Source organism: Microbacterium azadirachtae, assembly GCF_000956545.1.
In the GTDB taxonomy this organism is placed as follows: domain Bacteria; phylum Actinomycetota; class Actinomycetes; order Actinomycetales; family Microbacteriaceae; genus Microbacterium; species Microbacterium azadirachtae.
Genome location: NZ_JYIT01000072.1, coordinates 66,408 through 89,735, shown reverse-complemented (window position 1 = coordinate 89,735; position 23,328 = coordinate 66,408). Strand labels below are relative to the sequence as shown.

The window sequence follows — 23,328 nt, the reverse complement described above, 5'->3', positions numbered from 1 at the left end:
GGGACGGAGATCGCGATCTCCGGCGCGATGGCGCTGCCGCACGAGCTCGTCGTGCCGTTCGAGAAGGCGACCGGCGGCTACCTCGTCGAGGGGTACGGTGCGCGGCACCGTGCCCTGGGAGTCCGTGGTCGGCCATGCCCCGCTGCGCGCCTCCCACCCCCGCCCCGCGACCGACGACCTGGCGATCATCCAGTACACCTCGGGAACCACGGGCACGCCGAAGGGCGCCTCGCTGACCCACCGCAACCTGCTCGCCAACGCCGCACAGGCGCAGGCGTGGGTGCCCTCCATCACCCGCGGCGACGGGTGCGTCGTGTACGCCGTACTGCCCATGTTCCACGCCTACGGCCTGACCCTGTGCCTGACGTTCGCCATGTCGATGGGCGCACGACTCGTCCTGTTCCCGAAGTTCGACCCGGATCTGGTGCTCGAGGTCACCAAGAAGCGCCCCGCGACCTTCCTCCCCCTGGTGCCGCCGATCGCCGACCGGCTGCTGGCCGCGGCGACGGCGAAGGGCGTGTCGCTCGCGGGGACGGAGATCGCGATCTCCGGCGCGATGGCGCTGCCGCACGAGCTCGTCGTGCCGTTCGAGAAGGCGACCGGCGGCTACCTCGTCGAGGGGTACGGGCTCAGCGAGTGCTCCCCCGTACTCATGGCGAACCCCGTGGCGGGGAACCGCGTCCCCGGCACCGTGGGGCTGCCGCTGCCCGGCACCGAGTGCCGCGTCGTGGATCCCGACGAGCCCACCGCCGACGTCGCGCCGGGACAGCCCGGAGAACTGGTCGTACGCGGACCCCAGGTCTTCGGCGGCTACTACGGCAAGCCCGAGGAGACCGAGGCCGTGTTCGCGGACGGCTGGTTCCGCACCGGCGACATCGTCACGATCGACGACGCCGGCTTCGTGCGGATCGTCGACCGGATCAAGGAGCTGATCATCACCGGCGGGTTCAACGTCGCCCCGACGGAGGTCGAGGGGGCGCTGCGCCAGCACCCCGACGTGGTGGACGCCGCTGTCGTGGGCCTTCCCAGCGACCACTCCGGCGAGGAGGTCGTGGCCGCGATCGTGGTGGATCCGGGCAAGGACGTCGATGTCGAGGCGATCCGGGAGTTCGCGCGCGGCATCCTCACGCCGTACAAGGTGCCGCGGCGCATCTTCGTGGTCGACGAGCTGCCGAAGTCGCTGATCGGCAAGGTCCTGCGGCGTCAGGTCAAGGAGCGCCTGGTCGCCCTGACGTCCGGGAGCTGACGCTCGCCCGGGGCCCCTCCCAGCGGCGGCACCGGTCGGGACGGTACTCTGAGATGTGACTGAAGACGCCGCGACTCACGAAGACGCCCCCGCCGACGCCGAAACGACCCCCGGATTCGAGGAGCTCGGCATCACCGGGCCGGTGCTCGCCGCGATCAAGGCGCTCGGCTACGAGACTCCGTCCGCGATCCAGCGCGAGACGATCCCGCTGCTGCTCGGCGGCCGCGACGTGCTGGGCACCGCGCAGACCGGAACCGGCAAGACCGCCGCGTTCGCCCTCCCGATCCTGGAGAACCTGGATCTGCGTCAGAGCAAGCCGCAGGCGCTCGTGCTCGCCCCCACGCGCGAGCTCGCCCTTCAGGTCGCCGAGGCGTTCGAGGCCTACGCCGCCCAGATGCCCGGCGTGCACCTGCTGCCCGTGTACGGCGGGCAGGGGTACGGCGTCCAGCTGTCCGCCCTGCGCCGCGGCGTGCACATCGTCGTCGGCACGCCCGGTCGCATCATGGACCACCTCGCGAAGGGCACGCTCGACCTGTCCGAGCTGAAGAACCTGGTGCTCGACGAGGCCGACGAGATGCTCAAGATGGGCTTCGCGGAGGACGTGGAGCAGATCCTCGCCCAGACGCCCGAGGACAAGCAGGTGGCCCTGTTCTCGGCCACGATGCCCGCCACGATCCGCCGGCTCGCGCAGCAGTACCTGCACGACCCCGAGGAGATCTCGGTCAAGGCGAAGACCACGACGAACGCCAACATCACGCAGCGCTACCTGGTCGTCTCGTACGCCCAGAAGGTGGATGCCCTCACGAGGATCCTCGAGGTGGAGAACTTCGAGGGGATGATCGTGTTCGTCCGCACCAAGAACGAGACCGAGACGCTCGCCGAGAAGCTCCGCGCCCGCGGGTACTCCGCCGCCGCGATCAACGGCGACATCCCGCAGCCGATGCGCGAGCGCACGGTCGGACAGCTCAAGGACGGCAAGCTCGACATCCTCGTCGCCACCGACGTCGCGGCCCGTGGTCTCGACGTCGAGCGGATCAGCCACGTCGTCAACTTCGACATCCCGACCGACACCGAGTCGTACGTGCACCGCATCGGCCGCACCGGGCGCGCCGGCCGCTCGGGCGACGCGATCAGCTTCATCACCCCGCGCGAGCGGTACCTGCTCAAGCACATCGAGCGCGCCACCCGACAGCAGCCCGCGCAGATGCAGCTGCCCACGACCGAGGACGTGAACAGCACGCGCCTGGCGCGCTTCGACGACGCCATCACCGCGGCGCTGGAGGAGACGGGACGGATCGAGGGATTCCGCGACATCATCGCCCACTACGTGCGCCACCACGACGTGCCCGAGGCCGATGTCGCCGCCGCCCTCGCCGTCGTCGCGCAGGGCGAGACCCCGCTGCTGCTGGATCCCGAGAACGACGCGCTGTCCGCCGCCGTCGCCGCGGACAACCGCCCCCCGCGGACCGACCGCCCGGACCGCGCCGGTGGCCGCGACGCGCGAGACCGCGAACCCCGCACCGAGCGTCGCAGCCGCGGCGATTACACGCCGTACCGCATCGAGGTCGGCCGGCGCCATCGCGTCGAGCCGCGGCAGATCGTCGGCGCGCTGGCGAACGAGGGCGGCCTCGGTCGTGACGACTTCGGCGCGATCACGATCCGCCCGGACTTCTCCATCGTGGAGCTGCCGGCGAACCTCGACTCCTCGGTGCTGGACCGCCTCCGCGACACGCGCATCTCCGGACGGCTCATCGAGATCCAGCGCGACACCGGGCGCCCGAACCGCGGCCCGCGTCGTGACCGGGATGACCGAGGACGCGACGACCGCGGCTACGGCGACCGCCCGCGTCGTGACGACCGCGGCTACGGCGACCGGCCCCGCCGCGACGACCGTCCCCGGGACGACCGCAGCACGGACGCGCGCCCGCCGCGCAAGCCGCGCCACAAGGACTGAGCCGACCCCGGTCGGTTCGCGGCCCGCGAGCCGACCGGGTCAGGCCGCCAGCACGGGCTTCGTGCGCACGGGCCCGAGCCAGGTCGCGATGAGCACGGCGGTGACCGCGCCGGCGGCCATGATCGCCGCCAGCACGACGATCTGGAACCGTCCGGCCTCCAGCGGGGAGAGCCCGCCGAAGATCGCGCCGACGAACGCTCCGGGGAGCACCACCAGGCCTGTCGTCTTCGTCTGGTCGATCGACGGGATCAGCGCTTCCCGCACAGCTCTGCGAGCCAGGTCGAGCGTCGAGCGGCGCGGCGTCGCGCCGAGCGCGAGCCACCCCTCGACCTCTTCCCAGCGATCCGCGACGGATGCCGTGAAGCGCCGCCCCGCGAGGGTGGCGATGCTCATGGAGTTGCCGATCAGGATCGCCCCGATGGCGAGCAGATAACGGGGCGTCGGCGCGAGCGCCCCGGTGGCGAACACGGTCCCGATCGAGACGACGGCGCCGGCGCCGATCGAGGACGCCATGACGGCGACCATGTGGCGGCCACCGCCGGTGCGGCGCACGGCGACCCCCGTCGCGATGCCGAACATCACCAGCAGCGCCACGCCGATCCAGGCCGGCTGCGCGACGATGCCGGTCAGGATCACGCTGATCACGGCGAGCTGCACCGCTCCGCGCAGGATCGCGAAGGCGGGCGTCCACCGGCCCGGCGTCCGGAACAGCGCGAGCGCGACCGTCGCGATCGCGGCCAGCACCAGCACGCCGACGATGGTCGGCAGCAGATCGACTCCGCTCGTCATGGCATCCCTCTCTTCGGCCACTCTAGGCGGCCCGCAGCGCCCAGGACCGAGGATCCACGACGCACGAGCGCCGCGTCAGCGCCCGTGCCCTCCGGGCTCAGCCGAGCGCCGCAGGCCCCTCCGTCACGAGCAGGTGGAACTGCGCGGCGTCGAGGACCCGCACCCCGAGCTCCTCGGCCTTGGCGAGCTTGGACCCGGCCCCCGGGCCGGCGGCGACGAAGTCGGTCTTCTTGGAGACGCTCGAGGCCGCCTTGCCGCCGGCCTTGATGATCGCCTCCTGCGCGCCCTCTCGCGTGTACCCGTCAAGGGAGCCCGTCGCCACGACGGTGAGGCCGTCGAGCACGCCGCCCTCGGACACGGCGGCCCCCGGGCCGGGATGGCCGGGCGTCGCCCACTGCACACCGGCGTCCGCCCAGCGCTGCACGATCTCCTGGTGCCAGTCGACCGTGAACCAGTCCAGCAGCGAGTCGGCGATGATCCCGCCGACCCCCTCGACCGCGGCGAGCTCCTCACGCGTCGCGGCGCGGATCGCGTCGAGCGAGCCGAACCACTGCGCGAGCGCGCGTGCCGCGACCGGTCCGACGTGGCGGATGTTCAGGGCGACCAGCAGCCGCCACAGCTCCTTGGTCTTCGCCTTCTCCAGCTCCGCCAGCAGCTTGACCGCCTGCGAGGACGGCTGCGGCGCCGTGATCCCGTCCTTCTTCTCCGCCGCCGTGGCGTTGCGCCGGAACGGGGCGCGGGTCTTCACGATCCCGTCCTCGTCCTCCTTCGGCAGCCCGGTCTCGGCGTCGCGGACGACGACCTCGATGGGCACGAGCTGATCGAGGGAGAGCGTGAACAGCCCGGCCTCGGTCTCCAGGGGCGGCACCGCGGGGTGGCTGGGCTGCGTCAGAGCCGCGGCCGTCACCTCGCCGAGCGCTTCCACGTCCAGGGCGCCGCGCGAGCCGATGTGCTCGACCCGACCGCGCACCTGCGCGGGGCACGAGCGCGTGTTGGGGCAGCGCAGATCGATGTCGCCCTCCTTGGCGGGCGCGAGGATCGACCCGCACTCCGGGCAGCGCTCGGGCATCACGAACTCGCGCTCGGTGCCGTCACGGCGTTCGACCACGGGGCCGAGCACCTCCGGGATCACGTCGCCGGCCTTGCGCAGCACGACGGTGTCGCCGATGAGCACGCCCTTCGCCTTGACCACGTCCTTGTTGTGCAGCGTGGCCTGCCGCACCACGGATCCGGCGACGTGCGCGGGCGCCATCACGGCGAACGGCGTGGCCCGGCCCGTCCGGCCGACCGAGACGACGATGTCGAGGAGGGTGGTCTGCACCTCCTCCGGCGGGTACTTGTAGGCGATCGCCCAGCGCGGCGCGCGACTGGTGGCGCCCAGCTCATCGTGCAGGTCGAGCTCGTCGACCTTGACCACGATGCCGTCGAGCTCGTGCTCGATGTCGTGGCGGTGCTCGCCGAAATACGCGACGAACTCGGCGACCTCGTCGATCGAGGAGCACACCCGCGTGTGCGGGCTCGTGGGCAGACTCCACTCCGCCAGCAGGTCGTACACCTGGCTCTGCGCCGCGACGGGCGGATCCTGCCAGGCGCCGATGCCGTGCACGTACAGCGCGAGCGAGTCGACGCGGAGCAGTCCCGCCTCGAGCTCCATGCCGTCCTTCTTGTCGAGCTGCTGACGCAGGCCTCCGCTCGCCGCGTTGCGCGGGTTCGCGAACGACGGGAAGCGGCGCGCCGCGGCCGTGCGGGCCTTCTCCTCGTCGAACGGCTTCTTGGCCCCGCCCCGCGCCTGCCAGCGCTCCAGGGCCTCGGCGTACGCGCGGTCCCGGAAGGCGGCCTGCGCGGCGTTCAGGCGCTCGAAGGCCGCGACCGGGATGAACACCTCTCCGCGCACCTCGACGATCGGCGGGTGGCCGGATCCGCTCAGGCGCTCGGGGATGCCGGCGACGCGCAGCGCGTTCTCGGTGACGATCTCGCCGACGCGCCCGTCGCCGCGGGTCGCCGCGGACGTGAGCACGCCGTTCTCGTAACGGAGGTTGATCGCGAGCCCGTCGATCTTGAGCTCGGTGAGCCAGGCCACCTCGCGGCCCGCGGCGGCGCGGGTCTTGGCGGCCCACTCCCGCAGCTCCTCGATCGAGAACACGTTGTCGAGGCTGAGCATGCGCTCGGCGTGCTCGATGGTCTGCAGGCCCGTCGCCTCGGCCGCGCCCACCATCTGGGTCGGCGAGTCCTGCCCCTGGAGCTCGGGGTGCAGTCGCTCGAGCTCTTCGAGCCGGTGCATCCAGCCGTCGTACGTCGCGTCGTCCACGAGCGACGTGTCGCGCCCGTAGTACGCGTCCTTCGCCTCGAGGATGCGGGTGGTCAGCTCCTCCGCCTCGGCGCGGGCGGCTTCCAACGAGATGTTCTCCGGCACCTCTGAAGTCTACGAGCGGGCGACGACATCCACCCCGCGCCCGCGCGGGAGCTCAGAGCCGGGCGATGGTCTCGATGTCGTCGCGGAACTCCGCGACCTCCTCGGCCGACACCGTCGCCCGGGTGCTGCCGAGGGCGCGGGCGTAGTCGTCGGTCCCGAGCGCGGAGCCGTCGACGCCGTCGCGCAGCGCTCGGGCGAGCGCCTCCTGGGATGCGCGCCGCGCGGCGTACTCGATGTCCGCCGGCGTGAGCCCGTCGCTGGCCGCGACGAGGCGGTCCAGATCCACGTCGTCGGCCGACTCGACCGGGATGTACCGTGCCCAGATCGCGCGACGGGCCTCGGCGTCGGGCAGGCCGATCGGGATGACGTAGTCGAAGCGCCCGTGCCGCAGGAACGCCGCGTCGAGCGCGCGGATGAAGTTCGTCGCGCAGATCAGGATCCGCCCCTCCCGGTCGCGGAAGTCGGCCACGAGCTTGAGCAGCTCGTTGGTCACGCCCTGCGTCGGGGACGGCGGCGTGCCGCCGCGGCGCGAGGCGATCTCCTCCACCTCGTCGATGAACACGACGGCGTGCTCGAGCTCGTCGATGGTCTCGAACGACGCGCGCAGGCCGCCGGCGAGCCCTGCGCCGCCGTCGGCGAGCCGCGACGGGAAGAGCTCCACGAACGGCCAGTCCAGACGCGAAGCCACGGCCCGCGCGAACGTCGTCTTGCCCGTTCCGGGAGGGCCGAACAGCATGACCGCACGCGGCGGCACGACGCCGAACCTCTCGGCGAGCTCCGGACGGGCGAGCGGCGTCACGAGGCGCTCCTCGAGCAGCGTCTTCTCGTGCGTCATGCCGGCGACGCGATCCCAGAGATGCGGGGGCAGGATCCTGCCGCCGACCTCCTTGAGCGCATCGATCTCGCGCCGCTGGATCGGCATGCCCCGCTCGAGGTAGCGCACCGAGTGATGCACCTCGAAGCCGTTGTCGGTGAACGCGCCCAGTCCGTCCGCCTCCGGGATGAGCACGGACAGCTTGGCGAGCCCGAGCGGCGCCATCCGTCGCTCCAGCGCGTGCAGCAGCGACGAGCTCACGTCGGAGGGCGCATCGTCGGTCGTTCCGAAGAACACGATCCACCCCTGCGCGTGGGCGGCGCGGCCGACGGCGACCCCGACGAGCAGGTCGCCCTGCACAGCCACGACCGCGTGGTCCTGCTGGCAGGAGGCGATCACCTCGGCGAGGGAGTAGATCGGCCATTCGTTGCCCCGGGTGACCTGACCCCAGAGGCGGACGACCTGGTCCAGGTCATCGCCGTGGAAATCCCGGATGTACGTCCTCGTCATGGCGGCCCCTTCGTCGCACTGTGGACCCATCATCACAGAGTCCGGCACCGCCCTGCGCCGAGATGACGCCGGTGACAACCGAGGTCGTCGGCCGCGACAGCGCGCTCAGGCTCCGACCGGAACCGCCGACACGGTGCGATCGATCGTGAACTGCCCGAGCACCCGGGTGCCCACGTACAGCACGGCGCTCTGTCCGGGTGCGACGCCGTCGAGCGGCCGGTCCGGAACCACCCGCACGCCCTCGACCGAGACGTGCGCCCGCGCGGGGACCGGATCCGCGTGCGCACGGATCTGCACCTCGCATGCGAACTCCTGCTGCGTCGGTGCGGCGCCCGCCCAGGAGCGGCGGGATCCTGCGATCTCGGCGATCGCGAGGGCCTCCTTCGGCCCGACCACGACGGTGTTCGAGACCGGGCGCACCTCGAGCACGAAGCGCGGCTTGCCGTCCGGCGCCGGAACGCCCAGGCGCAGACCCCGGCGCTGCCCCACCGTGAACGCGTGCGCGCCGTCGTGGGTGCCGACCACCGCGCCGTCGCGGTCGAGGATCTCGCCCTGCTCGGCGCCGACCTTCTCCGCCAGCCAGCCGCGGGTGTCCCCGTCGGGGATGAAGCAGATGTCATGGCTGTCGGGCTTCTGCGCCACGCTCAGCCCGCGCTCGGCGGCCTCGGCGCGCACGAGGGCCTTGGAGGGCGTGGATCCGAGCGGGAAGTACGTGTGCGCCAGCTGCTCGGCGTTCAGCACGCCCAGCACGTACGACTGGTCCTTGGCGGCGTCCGAGGCGCGATGGAGCTCGAGGCCGTCGGCGCCGTCGACCAGCGTGGCGTAGTGACCGGTGCAGACAGCGTCGAAGCCGAGCTCGATCGCCCGCTCCAGCAGAGCCGCGAACTTGATCTTCTCGTTGCACCGCAGGCACGGGTTCGGAGTGCGGCCCGCCCGGTACTCGGCGACGAAGTCGTCGATCACGTCCTCGCGGAAGCGCTCCGAGAAATCCCAGACGTAGAACGGGATCCCGAGGAGGTCGGCCGCCCGCCGGGCGTCCATCGCGTCCTCGATGGTGCAGCAGCCGCGACTGCCCGTGCGCAGCGTGCCGCCGGCGCGGGACAGAGCCAGATGCACGCCCACCACGTCGTGACCGGCCTCGACCGCGCGCGCCGCGGCGACCGCGGAGTCCACTCCCCCGCTCATCGCCGCCAGAACACGCATGGATCCAGTCTACGAGCGGCTTGCTGGAGAGGGGCCGACCCTCAGCGTCCGGCGCCGGAGGCCCGCCCGTAGGCGTCGCCGATCACGGAGAGCAGCGCGTCGACGTCGGCGTCGCCGGAGGTGCGCCCGAGCGTGAACCGGATGACACTGCGGGCATCCGTCTCGGTGCGTCCGAGCGCCTGCACGACGTGGGATGGCTCGGCGACGCCCGCCTGGCAGGCGGATCCCGCCGACGCCGAGATCCCCGAGGCGTCGAGCAGGAACAGCAGGCTCTCGCTCGGTGCTCCGGGGAACAGCAGGTGCGCGTTGCCGGCGAGACGACCCTCCGGATCCGGATCGCCGAGCAGCGCCGCCTCCGGCACGCGCGCGAGCACGCCCGACACGAGCCGGTCGCGCAACGACGCCAGACGCACGGACTCGGCGGCCCGCTCGGATTCCGCGAGCTCCACGGCCACGGCGAACGCCGCCGCTCCGGCGACGTCCTGGGTGCCCGATCGCAGCCCGCGCTGCTGCGCGCCGCCGTGCAGCAGCGGAGCGAGGCGGGCGGAGCGCGCGACCACGAGGGCTCCCGTGCCGACCGGGGCACCGATCTTGTGCCCCGCGACGCTGAGCGCGACGAGTCCGGATCCGGCCCGCGCCTCCCCTCGCCACGCCCGGAACGACAGCGGCAGGTGGCCGAGCGCGGCGACGGCGTCGAGATGCATCGGGACCGCGGCCTCCGCGGCGGCGCCCGCCAGGGCGGCCGCGTCGTTGACGGTCCCCACCTCGTTGTTCGCGACGAGGGCCGTGGCGACGGCGATCCCGCCGCCGGCCACGGCGTCGCGGAACCCGGCGACCGGGATGCGCCCGACGGCGTCGAGACGGACGGGGACCACCCGGGCGCCGTCCGCGGCGAGCGCGGCGACGGTGTCGAGGGTGGCGTGGTGCTCGCCGTCGGGCAGCACCACGGCGTCGCTCCCCGCGGGTCGGGCGCGCCACAGGCCCTGCACGGCGAGGTTGACCGACTCCGTGCCGCCGGAGGTCAGCACCACCTCGATCGGATCGCAGTCGAGGACGGCCGCGATCCTCTCCCTGGACTCCTCCAGGATCCGGCGGGCCTGTTGTCCGGCGCCGTGCGTGGACGAGGCGTTGCCGGTGGTCTGCGCGACCCGCAGCCATTCGTCCGCGGCCTCGGGGCGCAGATCGGTGGTGGCGGCGTGATCCAGGTAGTGCACCCCTCCACTCTCGCATCTTGCGACGCTTCGGGACTCGGTGGCACGGATCGCGACACGCGGTGGCATCCCAGGCGGCGCACGCCGCGTATTCTTTCCCTCATGTGTCCGCATGCCATTGAGGACGAGACGCCGGCACCCGACGGCGAGGGCTGTGCTCTGTGCAGCCCGTCTCTGGACGACCTGGGCGTCCGCCTCCACGACGGGGTCGCGACGCTGCGCGTCTGGTCTCAGAACGCCTCGTCCATCGAGCTCGTGATCTTCGACGAGACCGACCTGGACTGGGAGACCGCCCAGCTCGCGCTCGAGCGGCGCCCGGGCGGCGTCTGGGAGCTCACGACGGAGCTCCTGCAGCCCGGCACCCGGTATGCGCTGCGCGTGGACGGTGCGCACAGTCCCGGCAACACGTTCAACCCGGAGACGCTGCTGCTCGACCCGTACGCCCGGGGTCTCGCGCAGGGCGACGGCTACGAGGAGTGGCGGTCGGTGGTGATCGCCGACGGCTTCGACTGGGCGGGTGTCGCCAAGCCGAACACCCCGCTGGATCGCACCGTGATCTACGAGGGCCACGTCAAGGGCCTCACCAAGCGCCACCCCGGCGTTCCGCCGGCACTGCACGGCACGTACGCCGGACTCGCCCACCCGGCGATGATCGAGTACTACCGCGAGCTCGGGATCACGGCCGTCGAGCTGCTCCCCGTGCACGCGTTCGCGTCGGAGCCGCGCCTGCTGGATCGGGGCCTCACGAACTACTGGGGCTACAACACCCTGAACTTCTTCACCCCGCACGCGGCCTATGCGACCGACGAGGCCCGCAAGGAGGGCCCGGAGGCGGTGCTGCGCGAGTTCAAGGGCATGGTGAAGCTGCTGCACGAGGCGGGAATCGAGGTGATCCTCGATGTCGTGTACAACCACACGAACGAGGAGGGCATCGGCGGCCCGCGCACGAGCCTGCGCGGCATCGACAACGCCCTGTACTACCGCCAGCTCCCGGACGGCAGCTACGTCGACACGACGGGCTGCGGCAACACGCTGAACACGGCGACGCCGGCGGCCGCCCGCCTGGTGCTGGACTCGCTGCGCTACTGGACCACCGAGATGCAGGTCGACGGATTCCGCTTCGATCTCGCCACGGCCCTCGGGCGCGACGAGGCGAACACGTACACGCCGGACCACCCGCTGCTGCACGCGATCCGCACGGATCCGGTGCTCGCGGATGCCAAGATCATCGCGGAGCCGTGGGACGTCGGGCTGGGCGGATGGCAGACGGGCAACTTCCCCACCGGGTGGAGCGAGTGGAACGACCGCTACCGCGACCGCGTCCGCAACTTCTGGCTCAGCGACATCGACTACGCTCGCCGGGCCTCGGCGCCGACCGGCATCGGCGGGTTCGCGAACCGTCTCGCCGGATCCGCGAACACCTTCAGCGACGAGCGCGGACCGCTCGCGAGCATCAACTTCGTCACCGCCCACGACGGCTTCACCCTGCACGATCTCGTCGCGTACGACGTCAAGCACAACGAGGCGAACGGCGAGGACAACCGCGACGGCGCCGACATGAACCGCTCGTTCAACCACGGTGCGGAGGGCCCCACGGAGGATCAGGGCATCCTCGCGGCGCGGCGCAAGGCCATGCGCAACCTGCTGGGCACGCTGCTCTTCTCGGCCGGCGTGCCGATGATCACGGCAGGCGACGAGTTCGGTCGCACCCAGCGCGGCAACAACAACGCCTACTGCCAGGACTCCGCGATCAGCTGGCTCAACTGGGATCACGAGCCGTGGCAGAAGGACCTCCTCGCGCACGCCTCGCTGCTCACCCGGCTGCGGGACGAGAATCCGGCACTGCGCCCGCTCCTGTACGCCCGGCTCGGCGAGCACATCCCGAACGCCTCGGTGATGGACTGGTTCGATCAGGACGGCGACACGATGGAGGTCGAGCAGTGGAACGACCCCCGCAACCGCACGCTGCAGTACGTGGCCGCGTCCACTCCCGACAAGGAGGCGTTCAACCGCATCCTGCTGATCGTGCACGGCACGGAGTCTCCGATCGACGTGCGCCTGCCCGTCATCGAGGACGTGACGCGGTATGTCTCGCTCTGGTCGAGCGCGGATGAGCGTCCCTCCCCCGTGGAGACCGTGCATCGTCCCGGCGACGTGATCGCGCTGCCCGGCACCTCGATGCGACTGTTCCGCGCGGAGTGACGCGCCCGTTACCTCCAAGTCGGCCCGGGAGCGGTAGGTTCAGGGTGTGTCCGAACGAACTGCCGCACAGCCCTCGTCCGATGCTCTCCGCAGCACCGCTCAGATCCCGGTGCGCGCGCTGCCGGACATCGATGCCGCCGACGCGCAGACCACGCGGATCCCGCTCGTGGACGCCTCTCCGGCGGCGCCCGAGGGCTTCCCGCCCAAGGCCTTCTCGGGCGAGGTGATCCCGTTCCGGGTCGTCGCCTTCCGCGAGGGACACGACCTGATCGGGGTGCATCTGCGCCTGCGCACCCCGAACCACCAGGAGAGCCTGCACCGGCTCACGCCGCTGCAGGACGGCACCGACCGGTGGCAGGTCGACGTCGCCCTCGACGAGGAGCACGCCTGGACGTTCCGGTTCGAGGCGTTCGCCGACGAGTTCGCCACGTGGGCGCACGCCGCCGAGCTGAAGATCGCGGCCGGCGTCGACGTCGAGGTCATGCGCGCCCTCGGCGCGGGTCTGCTCTCGCGCGCCGCCAAGGACAAGTCGCGCCCCAAGCCCGAGCGCAAGCACCTCGCCGGGATCGCGGAGTCGCTGTCCTCCCCCGACGGCACCGCCGACGAGGCCCTGGCCGTCGCGACGGACCCCGAGCTCGCCGCGCTCTTCGCGGAGCGTCCGCTCACCGCGCTCGACTCGGCCACGGCCTGGCAGACGATCGTCGTCGAGCCGACCATCGCGGGGGCCGCGGCCTGGTACGAGTTCTTCCCGCGCTCCGAGGGCGCCGTGCAGAACCCGGACGGCACGATCGCGAGCGGCACCTTCAAGACGGCGGAGAAGCGCCTGCCGGCCGTGGCCGCGATGGGATTCGACGTGCTGTACCTCCCGCCGATCCACCCCATCGGCCGGCTCAACCGCAAGGGACCCAACAACACTCTTGTCGCCGGACCCGCCGATCCGGGCTCCCCGTGGGCCGTGGGCGCCGCCGAGGGCGGGCACGACGCCGTGCACCCCGATCTCGGCACACTGGCCGACTTCCGCCGCTTCGTGAAGAAGGCGAACGCCCTGGACCTCGAGGTCGCCCTCGACCTCGCGCTGCAGGCCGCGCCGGACCACCCCTGGGTGGCAGCGCACCCCGAGTGGTTCACCGAGCTGCCCGACGGCACGATCGCCTACGCGGAGAACCCTCCCAAGAAGTACCAGGACATCTACCCGCTGAACTTCGACCGGGATCCGGTGGGCCTGTACACCGAGGTGCTGCGGATCGTCGAGCACTGGATCGCGCAGGGCGTGCGGATCTTCCGGGTGGACAACCCGCACACCAAGCCGCTGCGCTTCTGGGAATGGCTGATCCGCACGGTCAACACCAAGCACCCCGACGTCGTCTTCCTCGCCGAGGCGTTCACGCGCCCCGCTCCCATGCGCGGGCTCGCCGCGGTCGGGTTCCAGCAGAGCTACAGCTACTTCACCTGGCGCAACACCAAGGCGGAGCTGGAGGAGTTCCTGCTCTCGGTGTCGCAGGAGACGGCCGACTACATGCGGCCGAACCTGTTCGTGAACACCCCGGACATCCTGACCGAGTACCTGCAGTTCGGAGGACCTGCCGCGTATCGGATCCGCGCGGCGATCGCGGCCACGGCCGCACCGCTCTACGGCGTCTACGCCGGCTACGAGCTGTACGAGAACGTCGCCCGGCCGGGCTCCGAGGAGAACATCGACAACGAGAAGTACGAGTACAAGCTGCGCGACTGGGCGAAGGCCGAGGCGGAGGGCCGCTCGCTGGCCCCCTACCTCACCCGGCTCAACGAGATCCGTCGTGCGCACCCGGCTCTGCGTCAGCTGCGAAACCTGCGGCTGCACTGGAGCGACGACGACGCGATCCTGGTGTTCTCCAAGCACCTGGACGCGCCCTTCACCGGCACCGGCGCCGCCGACACGATCATCGTCGTCGCCAACGTCGACCCGCACTCGGTGCGGCAGACCACGGTGCATCTCGACACCCTCGCCTGGGGTGTCGAGCCCGGGACGGCGTACGAGGTCGAGGACCTCGTCACCGGATCCGTCTGGACCTGGACGGATCACAATTTCGTGCGCCTGGACGCCTTCACGGAGCCGGTGCACATCCTCCATGTGAAGGGGCAGCCATGATCACCACGACGATCGATGCGGCTGTGCTCGAGGCCGTGGCCTCGGGCTCGCACCACGACCCGCACTCCGTGCTCGGAGCGCATCCGCAGCCCGTCGAGGGCGGCAGACGGGTCGCGGTCGTGCGCGCGCTGCGCCCGCTGGCCAAGAGCGTGTCGGTGCTGGTCGACGACGGCGTCGAGACTCCCCTGACGCATCTCGCGGAGGGGATCTGGGAAGGCGAGGTCACCGGTCCGCTCGACGGCTACCGGATCAAGGCGACCTACGGAGACGCCCCCGACTGGATCGCCGCAGACCCGTACCGCCACGCACCGACGATCGGCGAGCTCGACCTGCACCTGATCCGCGAAGGACGGCACGAGCGCCTCTGGGAGGCGCTCGGGGCCCATCCGCGCACGGTCGACGGCGAGGCGGGAACGGCGTTCGCCGTGTGGGCGCCGCACGCGCAGGCGGTGCGCGTGGTGGGCGACTTCAACGGCTGGGACGGCCGCCTCGACGCGATGCGCTCGATGGGCTCGAGCGGCGTCTGGGAGCTGTTCCTGCCCGGCGTCGACGTGGGCGCCCGCTACAAGTTCGAGATCCTCACGCGCGGCGGCGCCTGGATCCTGAAGGCCGACCCGATGGCGCAGCTCGCCGAGGTGGCGCCCGCGACCGCGTCGATCGTCACGCGCTCCGGATACACCTGGGGCGACGGCGCGTGGATGACCCGCCGCGCGGCGACGCACGCGGTCGCGCAGCCGATGAGCGTGTACGAGCTGCACCTGGGCTCCTGGCGACCGGGCCTCGGGTACCGAGACATCGCCGACGAGCTCATCGCGCACGTGACGGCCACCGGGTTCACGCACGTGGAGTTCATGCCGGTCGCCGAGCACCCCTTCACGGGCTCCTGGGGCTACCAGGTGACCGGGTACTACGCCGCGACGCACCGCTTCGGCGAGCCCGACGACCTGCGCTACCTGATCGACCGGCTGCACCAGGCCGGCATCGGCGTGATCATCGACTGGGTGCCGGGGCACTTCCCCAAGGACGCGTTCGCCCTGGCGCGCTTCGACGGCGAGCCCGTGTACGAGCACCCGGACCCCCGGCGCGGCGAGCACCGCGACTGGGGCACCCTCATCTTCGACTACGGCCGCAACGAGGTGCGCAACTTCCTCGTGGCGAACGCGCTGTTCTGGCTCGAGGAGTTCCACGCGGACGGGCTGCGCGTCGACGCCGTCGCATCGATGCTCTACCTCGACTACTCGCGCAACGAGGGCGAGTGGGAGCCGAACGTGCACGGCGGACGGGAGAACCTGGAGGCGATCCGGTTCCTGCAGGAGGTCAACGCCACCGCCTACCGCCGCCACCCCGGCATCGTCATGGTCGCGGAGGAGTCGACGAGCTTCCCCGGGGTCACCGCCCCCACGGACCATCACGGGCTCGGCTTCGGGTTCAAGTGGAACATGGGCTGGATGAACGACTCGCTCGTCTACATCGAGCGTGATCCTCTGTACCGCTCGCACCATCAGGGCGAGATGACGTTCTCGTTCGTGTACGCGTTCGGCGAGAACTACATCCTGCCGATCAGCCACGACGAGGTCGTGCACGGCAAGGGCAGCCTGCTCTCGAAGATGCCGGGCGATCACGCCGCGAAGCTCGCGAACGTGCGCGCCTACCTCGCGTACATGTGGGGGCATCCGGGCAAGAACCTGTTGTTCATGGGACAGGAGTTCGGGCAGCTCTCCGAATGGTCCGTGGACCGCGGGCTGGACTGGTGGCTGCTCGATCAGCCCTCGCACCGCCAGCTGCTGGAGTTCGTCGGCGCGCTCAACGGCACGTACCGGCAGAACGCCCCGCTGTGGGAGCGCGACCATGACAGCAGCTCGTTCACCCGGCTCGGTGCGCCCGACTGGGATCCGAACATCGTCGCCTTCGTGCGCCGTGACGCGCACGGCGGGCATCTCGCCGTGATCAGCAACTTCGCCGGCAGCACCCGGCACGGGGTGCGCCTGGACCTGCCGCTCGCCGGCGGGTGGACGGAGGTGCTGAACACCGACGCCGCCGAGTTCGGCGGGCACGGCGAGGGGAACCTCGGCCTGGTGTACGCCACCGACGTCGAGAACGGCTCTCCGCAGGCGACGCTGACCGTGCCCGCGCTCTCGACCATCTGGCTGCGGCACCAGAAGGATCCGCACGTGCCGATCGTCAGCAAGGGCTGAGTGAGACGATCCCGCCGCGCCCGACACTCCTAGGGTGAGAGACACCGAACGGAGCCGGCATGGCACACGACGCACACGACAGGACGCTGGTCGCGCGGGCGGCGGCGGGGAGCGAACCCGCCTTCCGCACGCTGTACCGCGCCTACGTCCGCCCCGTCTACTGGATCGCGTACGGCATCCTCGGCGACGCCGGGGATGCCGAGGATGCGACGCAGGAGACGTTCGTCGTCGCCTGGCGGAAGCTGCCCGGCCTCGAGCTGGCGGGCGAATCGCTGCTGCCCTGGCTCGCGACGATCTGCCGGTTCCAGGCGGCCAACCGCCTGCGCCGGCGTCGCCGCGACACCGCCCACACGGCCGAGGAGGCGGATGAAAGCATCCCCGCGCTCGTGGACGTCGAGCAGCAGGTCATCGCCGCCGAGCTCGCCGACCGCATCGCCGCCGAGCTCGGCGGGATGAGCGCACTCGACCGCGACATCTTCCGCCTGTGCGCGACCGAGGGCTATGACTACCGCGCCGCCGCCGAGGAGCTCGGCGTGGGGCACGGCGTCGTCCGCAACCGTCTCTCCCGCGTGCGCACCCGCCTGCGCGGCGCTGTGACCGAAACGGAGCCCGCATCATGACCACCACCCCGATCGCGCTGCCGGAGCTGTCCGACGACGCCGCCGACCGCATCGAGGAGGCGGTCTTCACCCAGATCGCCGAGGAGCGTCGCGCGGAGCACGCCCGCGCCTCGGCGTCCCGCGGACGGGCGCGCCGTCGCGGCTGGCTCACGGCGGGCGGCATCGCCGCGGCCTTCGTCGTCGGCGTCCTCGTCACGCCGCAGATCCTTCAGCTCACGGGTTCCTCGGGCGCCGCCGGCTCGTCCGCGGTCTCCGCCCCCGACGACAGCTCCGGGGGCGCGGCACCGCTCAGCGGCAACTCCAAGGAGCTCACGCAGAGCGCCGACGGCGCGGCGTCGCGGAATGCCGCAGGATCCTCCTCGAGCACGCCGCGCGACATCATCCGCACGGGCTCGGCCACGATCCAGGTGGACGACGTGCGCAAGGCCGCCGACGCCCTCGCGGCACTCGCGCAGAAGCACGGCGGATTCGTCGAGAGCCAGCAGATCGGATCCTCCCAGCGGCCGGCGGCCACGGACGGCATCGTGCCGCCGTCCACGGGCGACGGCTGGGTGACCCTGCGCGTTCCCGCCGCCGACCTTCCGGCGGTCATGGACGCGCTGCGCGCGGAGGGCACGGTGCTCGCCACCTCCGTGGGTGCGAACGACGTGACGGCGACCACGACCGACCTGCGCGCCCAGGTCGACTCCCTCACCGCGTCGGTGCAGCGACTGACCCAGCTGATGTCGCAGGCGACGAGCGTGGCCGATCTGCTCACTGCCGAGACCGCCCTGACCGAGCGCCAGGGACAGCTCCAGTCCGCGCAGCAGCAGCTGAAGGATCTCGAGTCCCAGGTCGATATGTCGGCCGTGCAGGTCACGCTCGTCCGGCAGGCGCCGGCGGCAGCCGATCCCGCCGGCTTCGGCGACGGGCTCGCAGCCGGGTGGAAGGGACTCATCGTCTCGCTCAACGCCCTGGTGATCGCGCTCGGCTTCCTCCTCCCCTGGCTCGTCGTCGCCGCGGTGCTCGTCGCGATCGTGTGGGGCGTGCGCCGTGCCCGTCGCAGCGCCCGTGCGAGGCGTGACGCCGTCGCGCAGCCCGAATCGACGGACTGATCGCGGCCGCTCCGTCGCTTGCCTCCCGTGCGGGCGCCCCGCTCCTCGCTAGGGTCGGGACATGAGCGACGACGTGGCCACTCTCGGCAGGGCCGTCCCCGCAGGACGCGATCTGACGCTCGACCTGACGCGGGTCGCCTGCGTGATCCTGGTCGTCTTCGTGCACATCCTCTTCACGGGCGTCGGCCGTCGTGCCGACGGGAGCCTCGTCATCGAGCGCACCGTCGAGGGACAGAGCTGGTTCGACGCGGCCTCGTGGATCCTGAACATCATGCCGCTGTTCTTCGTGGTCGGCGGCTTCGCGGCCCGCGCCGGATGGCGCTCCGCGCAGGGGCGCGGAGAGGACGCGGTCGGCTTCGTGCGCCTGCGTCTCGCGCGACTCGCACGCCCCGCGATCCCCATCTTCGTGTTCTTCACGGTCGCGCTCGGGGTCACGCGCCTGCTCGGGATCGATGCGGGTCTCGTCGACACCGTGGCGATCGGCGTCGGCTCCCCGCTGTGGTTCCTCGCCGCGTATCTGCTGGTGCAGGCCCTCGCGCCCTGGATGATCGGAATGCATGCCCGATTCGGCATACGCGTGCCGGCCGTGCTGCTCGTCGGCGCGCTCGCGACCGACGCGCTGCGCTTCGTCGTCGCCGCCGGCGTGCTCGGCATCCCCCACGTCCCCGCCACCGGCTACGGCATCGGCAGCGAGCTGTTCGGGATCCCCAACGTCGCGTTCATCTGGCTGTTCGCGCAGCAGATCGGCTTCTTCCTCTTCGACGGATGGTTCGCCCGGCGCCGCGCCGGGGCTCTGCTCGCGCTGATCGCGATCGGATACCTGGCGATCTGGGCACTGGTGTCGCTCGGCGGCTACTCCTGGAACATGCTGAGCAACCAGTGGCCGCCGACCGCGCCGCTCGCGATCCTCGCCGTCGTGCAGGCAGCCGCGCTGACGCTGCTGCACCGTCCGCTGTCCGCGCTCATGCGCACACGGCCCGCGCAGGGCCTCGTGCTGCTGATCGGGTCGCGATTGATGACCGTCTACCTCTGGCATCTGCCGATGATCATGGTGCTGATCGGGGTGGAGCTGCTCCTGCCGGTGCCGATGCCGTCGCCCGGAACCCCGCTGTGGTGGTGGACCCGCGTGCCGTTCCTGCTCATCGTGCTCGCCGCCGTGTGGGTGCTGTCCCTGTGGCTGGTGCGCTACGAACGGACGCCGAGGATGGGGCCCGCTCCGACGGCACCCGTCACCGCGCTCGCGGTCGCCGTGTTCCTGGCGCCGATCCTCGCGATCACCGCCTACGGGCTTGATCTCCTTCTCGCCGCGTGCGCCCTGGTCGCGTCGTTCGCCGCGCTGAGGCTCGTCGGAGCCTTTCCGCGCCCCCGCGCGAGGACCGGGATCGCCGCCGGGACGCGCCGCAGTCAGTAGGCGCGTGCGACGACCGCGACCAGATCCTGCTCCGGCTCGTGCGGGTCGGGCAGCGCGCCCTCGCGGGTCTGCAGGCAGCGCACCGTGATCGCGTCCCGGTTCAGGAGCTTCTCGCCGGCCTCGCCGAGCGCGTTCCAGTCGATGACGGCGAATCCTGTGCGCGCGGCTTCACGCGCCTCGTCGACGGTGGACACGCGTGCGGTACGGTCTGCGAGGCGCGTGCGGGCAACAGCGAACAGATCGCGCTGGATCTCGTCCAGCAGCGCAGGCACACGGGACGCGACCTCCGTCGCCGGCATCTGCTGCTTGCCGACGCGATCGCGGCGCACGAACGTGAGCACTCCGGCGTCCAGGTCCCGCGGACCCACCTCGATGCGCACCGGCACGCCCTTGAGCTCCCACTCGGTCGCGCGCCGGCCGAACCCGACCTGCGTGCGGTCGTCGAGCTTCACCCGGACGCCGGCGGCCTTGAGGTCGGCGACGATCGCCCGGGCCGCCGCGAGGGTGCGCGCGTCCTCCTTCACGACGAGCACGACGACCTGGTGCGGCGCGATGCGCGGCGGCAGAACGAGACCGGAGGCGTCGCCATGCGACATGATGAGCCCGCCCATCATGCGGGTGGACGAACCCCACGACGTGGTCCAGGCAGTCTGCGCGACGCCCTCCGCATCGGAGAACGTGATGCCGAACGCGTTCGCGAAGTTCTGCCCCAGCTCGTGCGAGGTCGCCATCTGCAGCGCCTTGCCGTCACCCATCATGGCCTCGCAGGTCATGGTGTTGATCGCTCCTGCGAAGCGCTCGGACGGGGTCTTGAAACCGGGGAGCACGGGGATGGCCAGCACGTTCTCCAGGAAGTCCTGGTAGACGTCCAGGTGGATGCGCCGCGCGTAGTCTGCGGCGTCCTCTCTCGTGGCGTGCGCGGTGTGCCCCTCCTGCCAGAGGAACTCGGTGGTGCGCAGGAAGACCCGGGGACGCATCTCCCAGCGGACGACGTTGGCCCACTGGTTCAGCAGCAGAGGCAGATCCCGATGCGACTGGATCCACTTCGCCATGACCTCGCCGAACAGGGTCTCGCTCGTCGGACGGACCACGACCGGCTCGGTGAGCTCCTTGCCTCCGGCGTGCGTCACCACGGCCAGCTCGGGGCTGAACCCCTCGACGTGCTCGGCCTCGCGCTCCAGATAGGACTGCGGGATGAACAGGGGAAGGTAGACGTTCTCCGCACCGGTCGCCTTGATGCGCGCGTCCATGGCGGACTGCATCCTCTCCCACATCGCGTAGGAGTACGGTCGCATGACCATGGTGCCGCGCACCGGACCGTTGTCCGCCAGCTGCGCCTTCTCCAGCACGTCCTGGTACCACTGGGGGAAATCGTTCTCGATCGACGCGAGAATGCCCTGTCGCTCAACCATTCGTCGAGGATACGACGCGATCGGATCCGCAGACGACGAAAGCCCTCGGCGAACCGAGGGCTTTCGTGTGCTGCCTGTGACCCCAGCGGGATTCGAACCCGCGTTACCGCCGTGAGAGGGCGGCGTACTAGGCCGCTATACGATGGGGCCGTCTTTGCGATCCGTTTCCGTCTCGCGACAACCGTTCAAGTATGACATGACGCTCAGCGCCCGCCAAATCGGGGCCGGTCGATCGCGATCCCCGGGAGTGTCGCGCCGCGCAGGATTACGCTCGGAGCATGCGCATCACCAAGCATGAGCACGCCGCGCTCCGCATCGACGACCACGGGCAGACCCTCCTCATCGACCCCGGGAGCTTCACCCTCCCGCTGGACGAGCTGCAGCGTCTGGTGGGCGTCGTGATCACCCACGAGCATCCCGACCACTGGACCCCCGAGCACCTGGACCGGATCCTGCGGGATGCGCCGGGCACGCCGGTCTTCGGCCCCGCCGGCGTGGTCCGCGCCGCGGAGGGCTACGAGATCACCGAGGTCGCTCCCGGCGACAGCGTGACGGTCGGCGACTTCACCCTGCGCTTCTTCGGCGGGGTGCACGCCGAGATCCACTCGTCCATCCCGCTCATCGACAACGTGGGCGTGCTCGTCGACGACGAGCTCTACTACCCCGGCGACTCCTACGCGGTCCCCGAGGGCGTCGAGGTGCAGACCCTCGCCGCCCCGCTCGGAGCACCGTGGCTGAAGATCGGCGACGCGATCGACTTCGTGCTCGCCGTCACGCCGCGCCGCGCCTTCGGCACGCACGACATGACGCTGTCCGTGATCGGGTCCACCATGCACCGCGGGCGCCTCAAATGGGCGACGGAGCAGAACGGCGGCGAGTTCTTCGAGCTGGATCCGGGCGACGAGCTCGAGGTCTGACCCCCGGGACCGGCGTCACCCCGCTCGGCTCTCCGCGGGGGCGGGCCCTGGCGGTTCCGCCGGCGTCGCCGCGCGCTTCGACACCGCCGCGACGGCCACCGACGACGACACCACGGCGACCAGGGCGCCGAGGAGGATCGCAGCGCCCTCGCCCGGCAGGAGCGACGAGGTCTCCACGCCGAGCGCCACCGCCGCCACCGGGACGCCGAGCTGACCGGCGGACGCGACCGTCTGCGACCAAGGCAGCCCGGCTGCGCGAGCGAGGAGATGCGCGAGCACCGCGGCGGCGCCGAGCGCGAGGCCCAGGAGGATCATCTGCGGGTGCGCCACGAGGTGGCGCAGGTCGATGGAGGCACCGAGCCAGACGAAGAACAGCGGGCCGAAGAAGCCCTCGGTCATGCCGAAGAGCTGCCGGGCCAGGCGCCGCGGCTGGCCGATGGCGGCGAGCACGAGCCCGAGCGTGAAGCCGGCCATCATGACCGAGACGTGGGTGAACTGGGCGATCCCCGCCAGAGCGAACAGCGCCAGCAGGCTGAGCCGCAGCTCGAGCGCGAACCGGCGCGACTCCGAGAGCTTGTGCAGCCGGTGCAGCCGCCGTGGCCCGATCCGACGCAGCACGATCACGAGCACCGCGCCGGCGGCGGCGATCCCCAGACCGCCGAGCGCCACCAGGGGCACCCGCGAGGGCTGCAGGACGAGCGGAAGCGCGACGATGCAGGCGACGTCGGCGATCGCGATCTGCGCGATCAGCTGCGCCGCCGATGCTGCCGTGATGCTCAGGGACTGCAGCATCGGCAGCACGAGCGCCGCCGAGGACGAGGCGATCAGCACCGCGTACACGGCGCCGTGCTGCGTGCCGAACAGCGCGGCGACCCCGATGCCGAGGCCGATCGCCACCACGGCGACGAGCAGTGCGCCGAGCGCGCCCTTGCCGACCGCCGCGCGCACCGTGCGGTTCAGCACCGGGATGTGCGATCCGATCACGAGCATGATCAGACCGAACCCGATCTGGGCGAGCAGGGTCAGCGTCGGCTCGGTCGCATCCACCCAGCGGAACCCGGTGGCGCCGACCACGAGGCCGGCGAGCAGCTCGCCCGCGATGAGCGGCACCCGCCAGGCGCGCCGCGCGGACAGCAGCGGACCGGCGAGTCCCACCAGCACGAGGAGCGCGAGCGTCGCGAACGTCATGCGAGAACTCTAGGACCGCGC

16 protein-coding genes and 1 tRNA gene are annotated in these 23,328 nt (G+C 71.4%); 9 read left to right on the top strand and 8 right to left on the bottom strand.

The features are described from left to right. Both RL72_RS08310 and RL72_RS08305 read left to right on the top strand, forming a co-directional pair. The coding region (locus tag RL72_RS08310; RefSeq protein WP_052674269.1) for an AMP-binding protein at positions 1–1,246 on the top strand (1,246 nt) is incomplete at its 5' end. A 55-nt stretch (positions 1,247–1,301) separates the two neighbouring features. Next, positions 1,302–3,200, top strand: coding sequence for a DEAD/DEAH box helicase (locus RL72_RS08305; RefSeq protein WP_045250347.1), 1,899 nt, complete (start codon positions 1,302–1,304; stop codon positions 3,198–3,200). A 39-nt stretch (positions 3,201–3,239) separates the two neighbouring features. Here the strand turns inward: RL72_RS08305 and RL72_RS08300 are convergent, their stop codons facing one another. The 5 genes from RL72_RS08300 to RL72_RS08280 form a co-directional block, all read right to left on the bottom strand. Continuing rightward, positions 3,240–3,989 carry an ABC transporter permease gene (locus RL72_RS08300; RefSeq protein ID WP_045250346.1) on the bottom strand — a complete coding sequence of 250 codons (750 nt, stop codon included), beginning with the start codon at positions 3,987–3,989 and terminating at the stop codon, positions 3,240–3,242. A 97-nt stretch (positions 3,990–4,086) separates the two neighbouring features. Then, entirely contained in the window at positions 4,087–6,402 is a 2,316-nt protein-coding gene (gene ligA, locus RL72_RS08295; protein ID WP_045250345.1) for an NAD-dependent DNA ligase LigA, read from the bottom strand. Positions 6,403–6,454: 52 nt separating this feature from the next. Next, positions 6,455–7,726 carry an ATP-binding protein gene (locus tag RL72_RS08290; protein WP_045250344.1) on the bottom strand — a complete coding sequence of 424 codons (1,272 nt, stop codon included), beginning with the start codon at positions 7,724–7,726 and terminating at the stop codon, positions 6,455–6,457. 105 nt (positions 7,727–7,831) lie between these two features. Beyond that, on the bottom strand, positions 7,832–8,929 hold the full coding sequence (gene mnmA / locus RL72_RS08285; protein WP_082072263.1) for a tRNA 2-thiouridine(34) synthase MnmA: 1,098 nt from the start codon (positions 8,927–8,929) through the stop codon (positions 7,832–7,834). A gap of 41 nt (positions 8,930–8,970) precedes the next feature. Beyond that, positions 8,971–10,143 carry a cysteine desulfurase family protein gene (locus RL72_RS08280; RefSeq protein ID WP_045250342.1) on the bottom strand — a complete coding sequence of 391 codons (1,173 nt, stop codon included), beginning with the start codon at positions 10,141–10,143 and terminating at the stop codon, positions 8,971–8,973. A 99-nt stretch (positions 10,144–10,242) separates the two neighbouring features. Here RL72_RS08280 and glgX point away from each other — a divergent pair, with 99 nt between their 5' ends. The 6 genes from glgX to RL72_RS08250 all read left to right on the top strand — a co-directional run bounded on the left by glgX (position 10,243) and on the right by RL72_RS08250 (position 19,790). Then, positions 10,243–12,342, top strand: a complete 2,100-nt coding sequence (gene glgX, locus RL72_RS08275; RefSeq protein ID WP_082072261.1) for a glycogen debranching protein GlgX — start codon at positions 10,243–10,245, stop codon at positions 12,340–12,342. A gap of 46 nt (positions 12,343–12,388) precedes the next feature. Continuing rightward, entirely contained in the window at positions 12,389–14,470 is a 2,082-nt protein-coding gene (locus RL72_RS08270; RefSeq protein WP_428838622.1) for a maltotransferase domain-containing protein, read from the top strand. Continuing rightward, a complete protein-coding gene (gene glgB, locus RL72_RS08265) occupies positions 14,467–16,665 on the top strand; it encodes a 1,4-alpha-glucan branching protein GlgB (RefSeq protein WP_045250341.1) in 2,199 nt (732 codons plus the stop codon). The genes RL72_RS08270 and glgB overlap by 4 nt, the downstream gene beginning before the upstream one ends. Before the next feature lie 59 nt (positions 16,666–16,724). Continuing rightward, positions 16,725–17,285 (top strand): RNA polymerase sigma factor, encoded by a 561-nt coding sequence (locus RL72_RS08260; protein WP_045250340.1) that lies wholly within the window; start codon positions 16,725–16,727, stop codon positions 17,283–17,285. After that, entirely contained in the window at positions 17,282–18,379 is a 1,098-nt protein-coding gene (locus tag RL72_RS08255) for a DUF4349 domain-containing protein (RefSeq protein ID WP_045250339.1), read from the top strand. Before RL72_RS08260 ends, RL72_RS08255 begins: the two co-directional genes overlap by 4 nt. A 61-nt stretch (positions 18,380–18,440) precedes the next feature. Then, positions 18,441–19,790: an acyltransferase family protein gene (locus RL72_RS08250; RefSeq protein WP_052674266.1), complete on the top strand. Its 1,350-nt coding sequence runs from the start codon at positions 18,441–18,443 to the stop codon at positions 19,788–19,790. On the opposite strand, the gene proS is transcribed toward RL72_RS08250, so the two are convergent. Both proS and RL72_RS08240 read right to left on the bottom strand, forming a co-directional pair. Then, on the bottom strand, positions 19,784–21,202 hold the full coding sequence (gene proS, locus RL72_RS08245; RefSeq protein ID WP_045250338.1) for a proline--tRNA ligase: 1,419 nt from the start codon (positions 21,200–21,202) through the stop codon (positions 19,784–19,786). The two genes, RL72_RS08250 and proS, sit on opposite strands and share 7 nt — an antisense overlap. Before the next feature lie 77 nt (positions 21,203–21,279). Next, a tRNA-Glu gene (locus RL72_RS08240) sits at positions 21,280–21,352 on the bottom strand. A gap of 128 nt (positions 21,353–21,480) precedes the next feature. On the opposite strand from RL72_RS08240, the gene RL72_RS08235 reads away from it, so the two are divergent. After that, on the top strand, positions 21,481–22,119 hold the full coding sequence (locus RL72_RS08235) for an MBL fold metallo-hydrolase (protein ID WP_045250337.1): 639 nt from the start codon (positions 21,481–21,483) through the stop codon (positions 22,117–22,119). A gap of 15 nt (positions 22,120–22,134) precedes the next feature. Here RL72_RS08235 and RL72_RS08230 read toward each other — a convergent pair whose 3' ends face one another. After that, positions 22,135–23,307 (bottom strand): cation:proton antiporter, encoded by a 1,173-nt coding sequence (locus tag RL72_RS08230; protein WP_045250336.1) that lies wholly within the window; start codon positions 23,305–23,307, stop codon positions 22,135–22,137. Between the last annotated feature and the right edge of the window lie 21 nt (positions 23,308–23,328).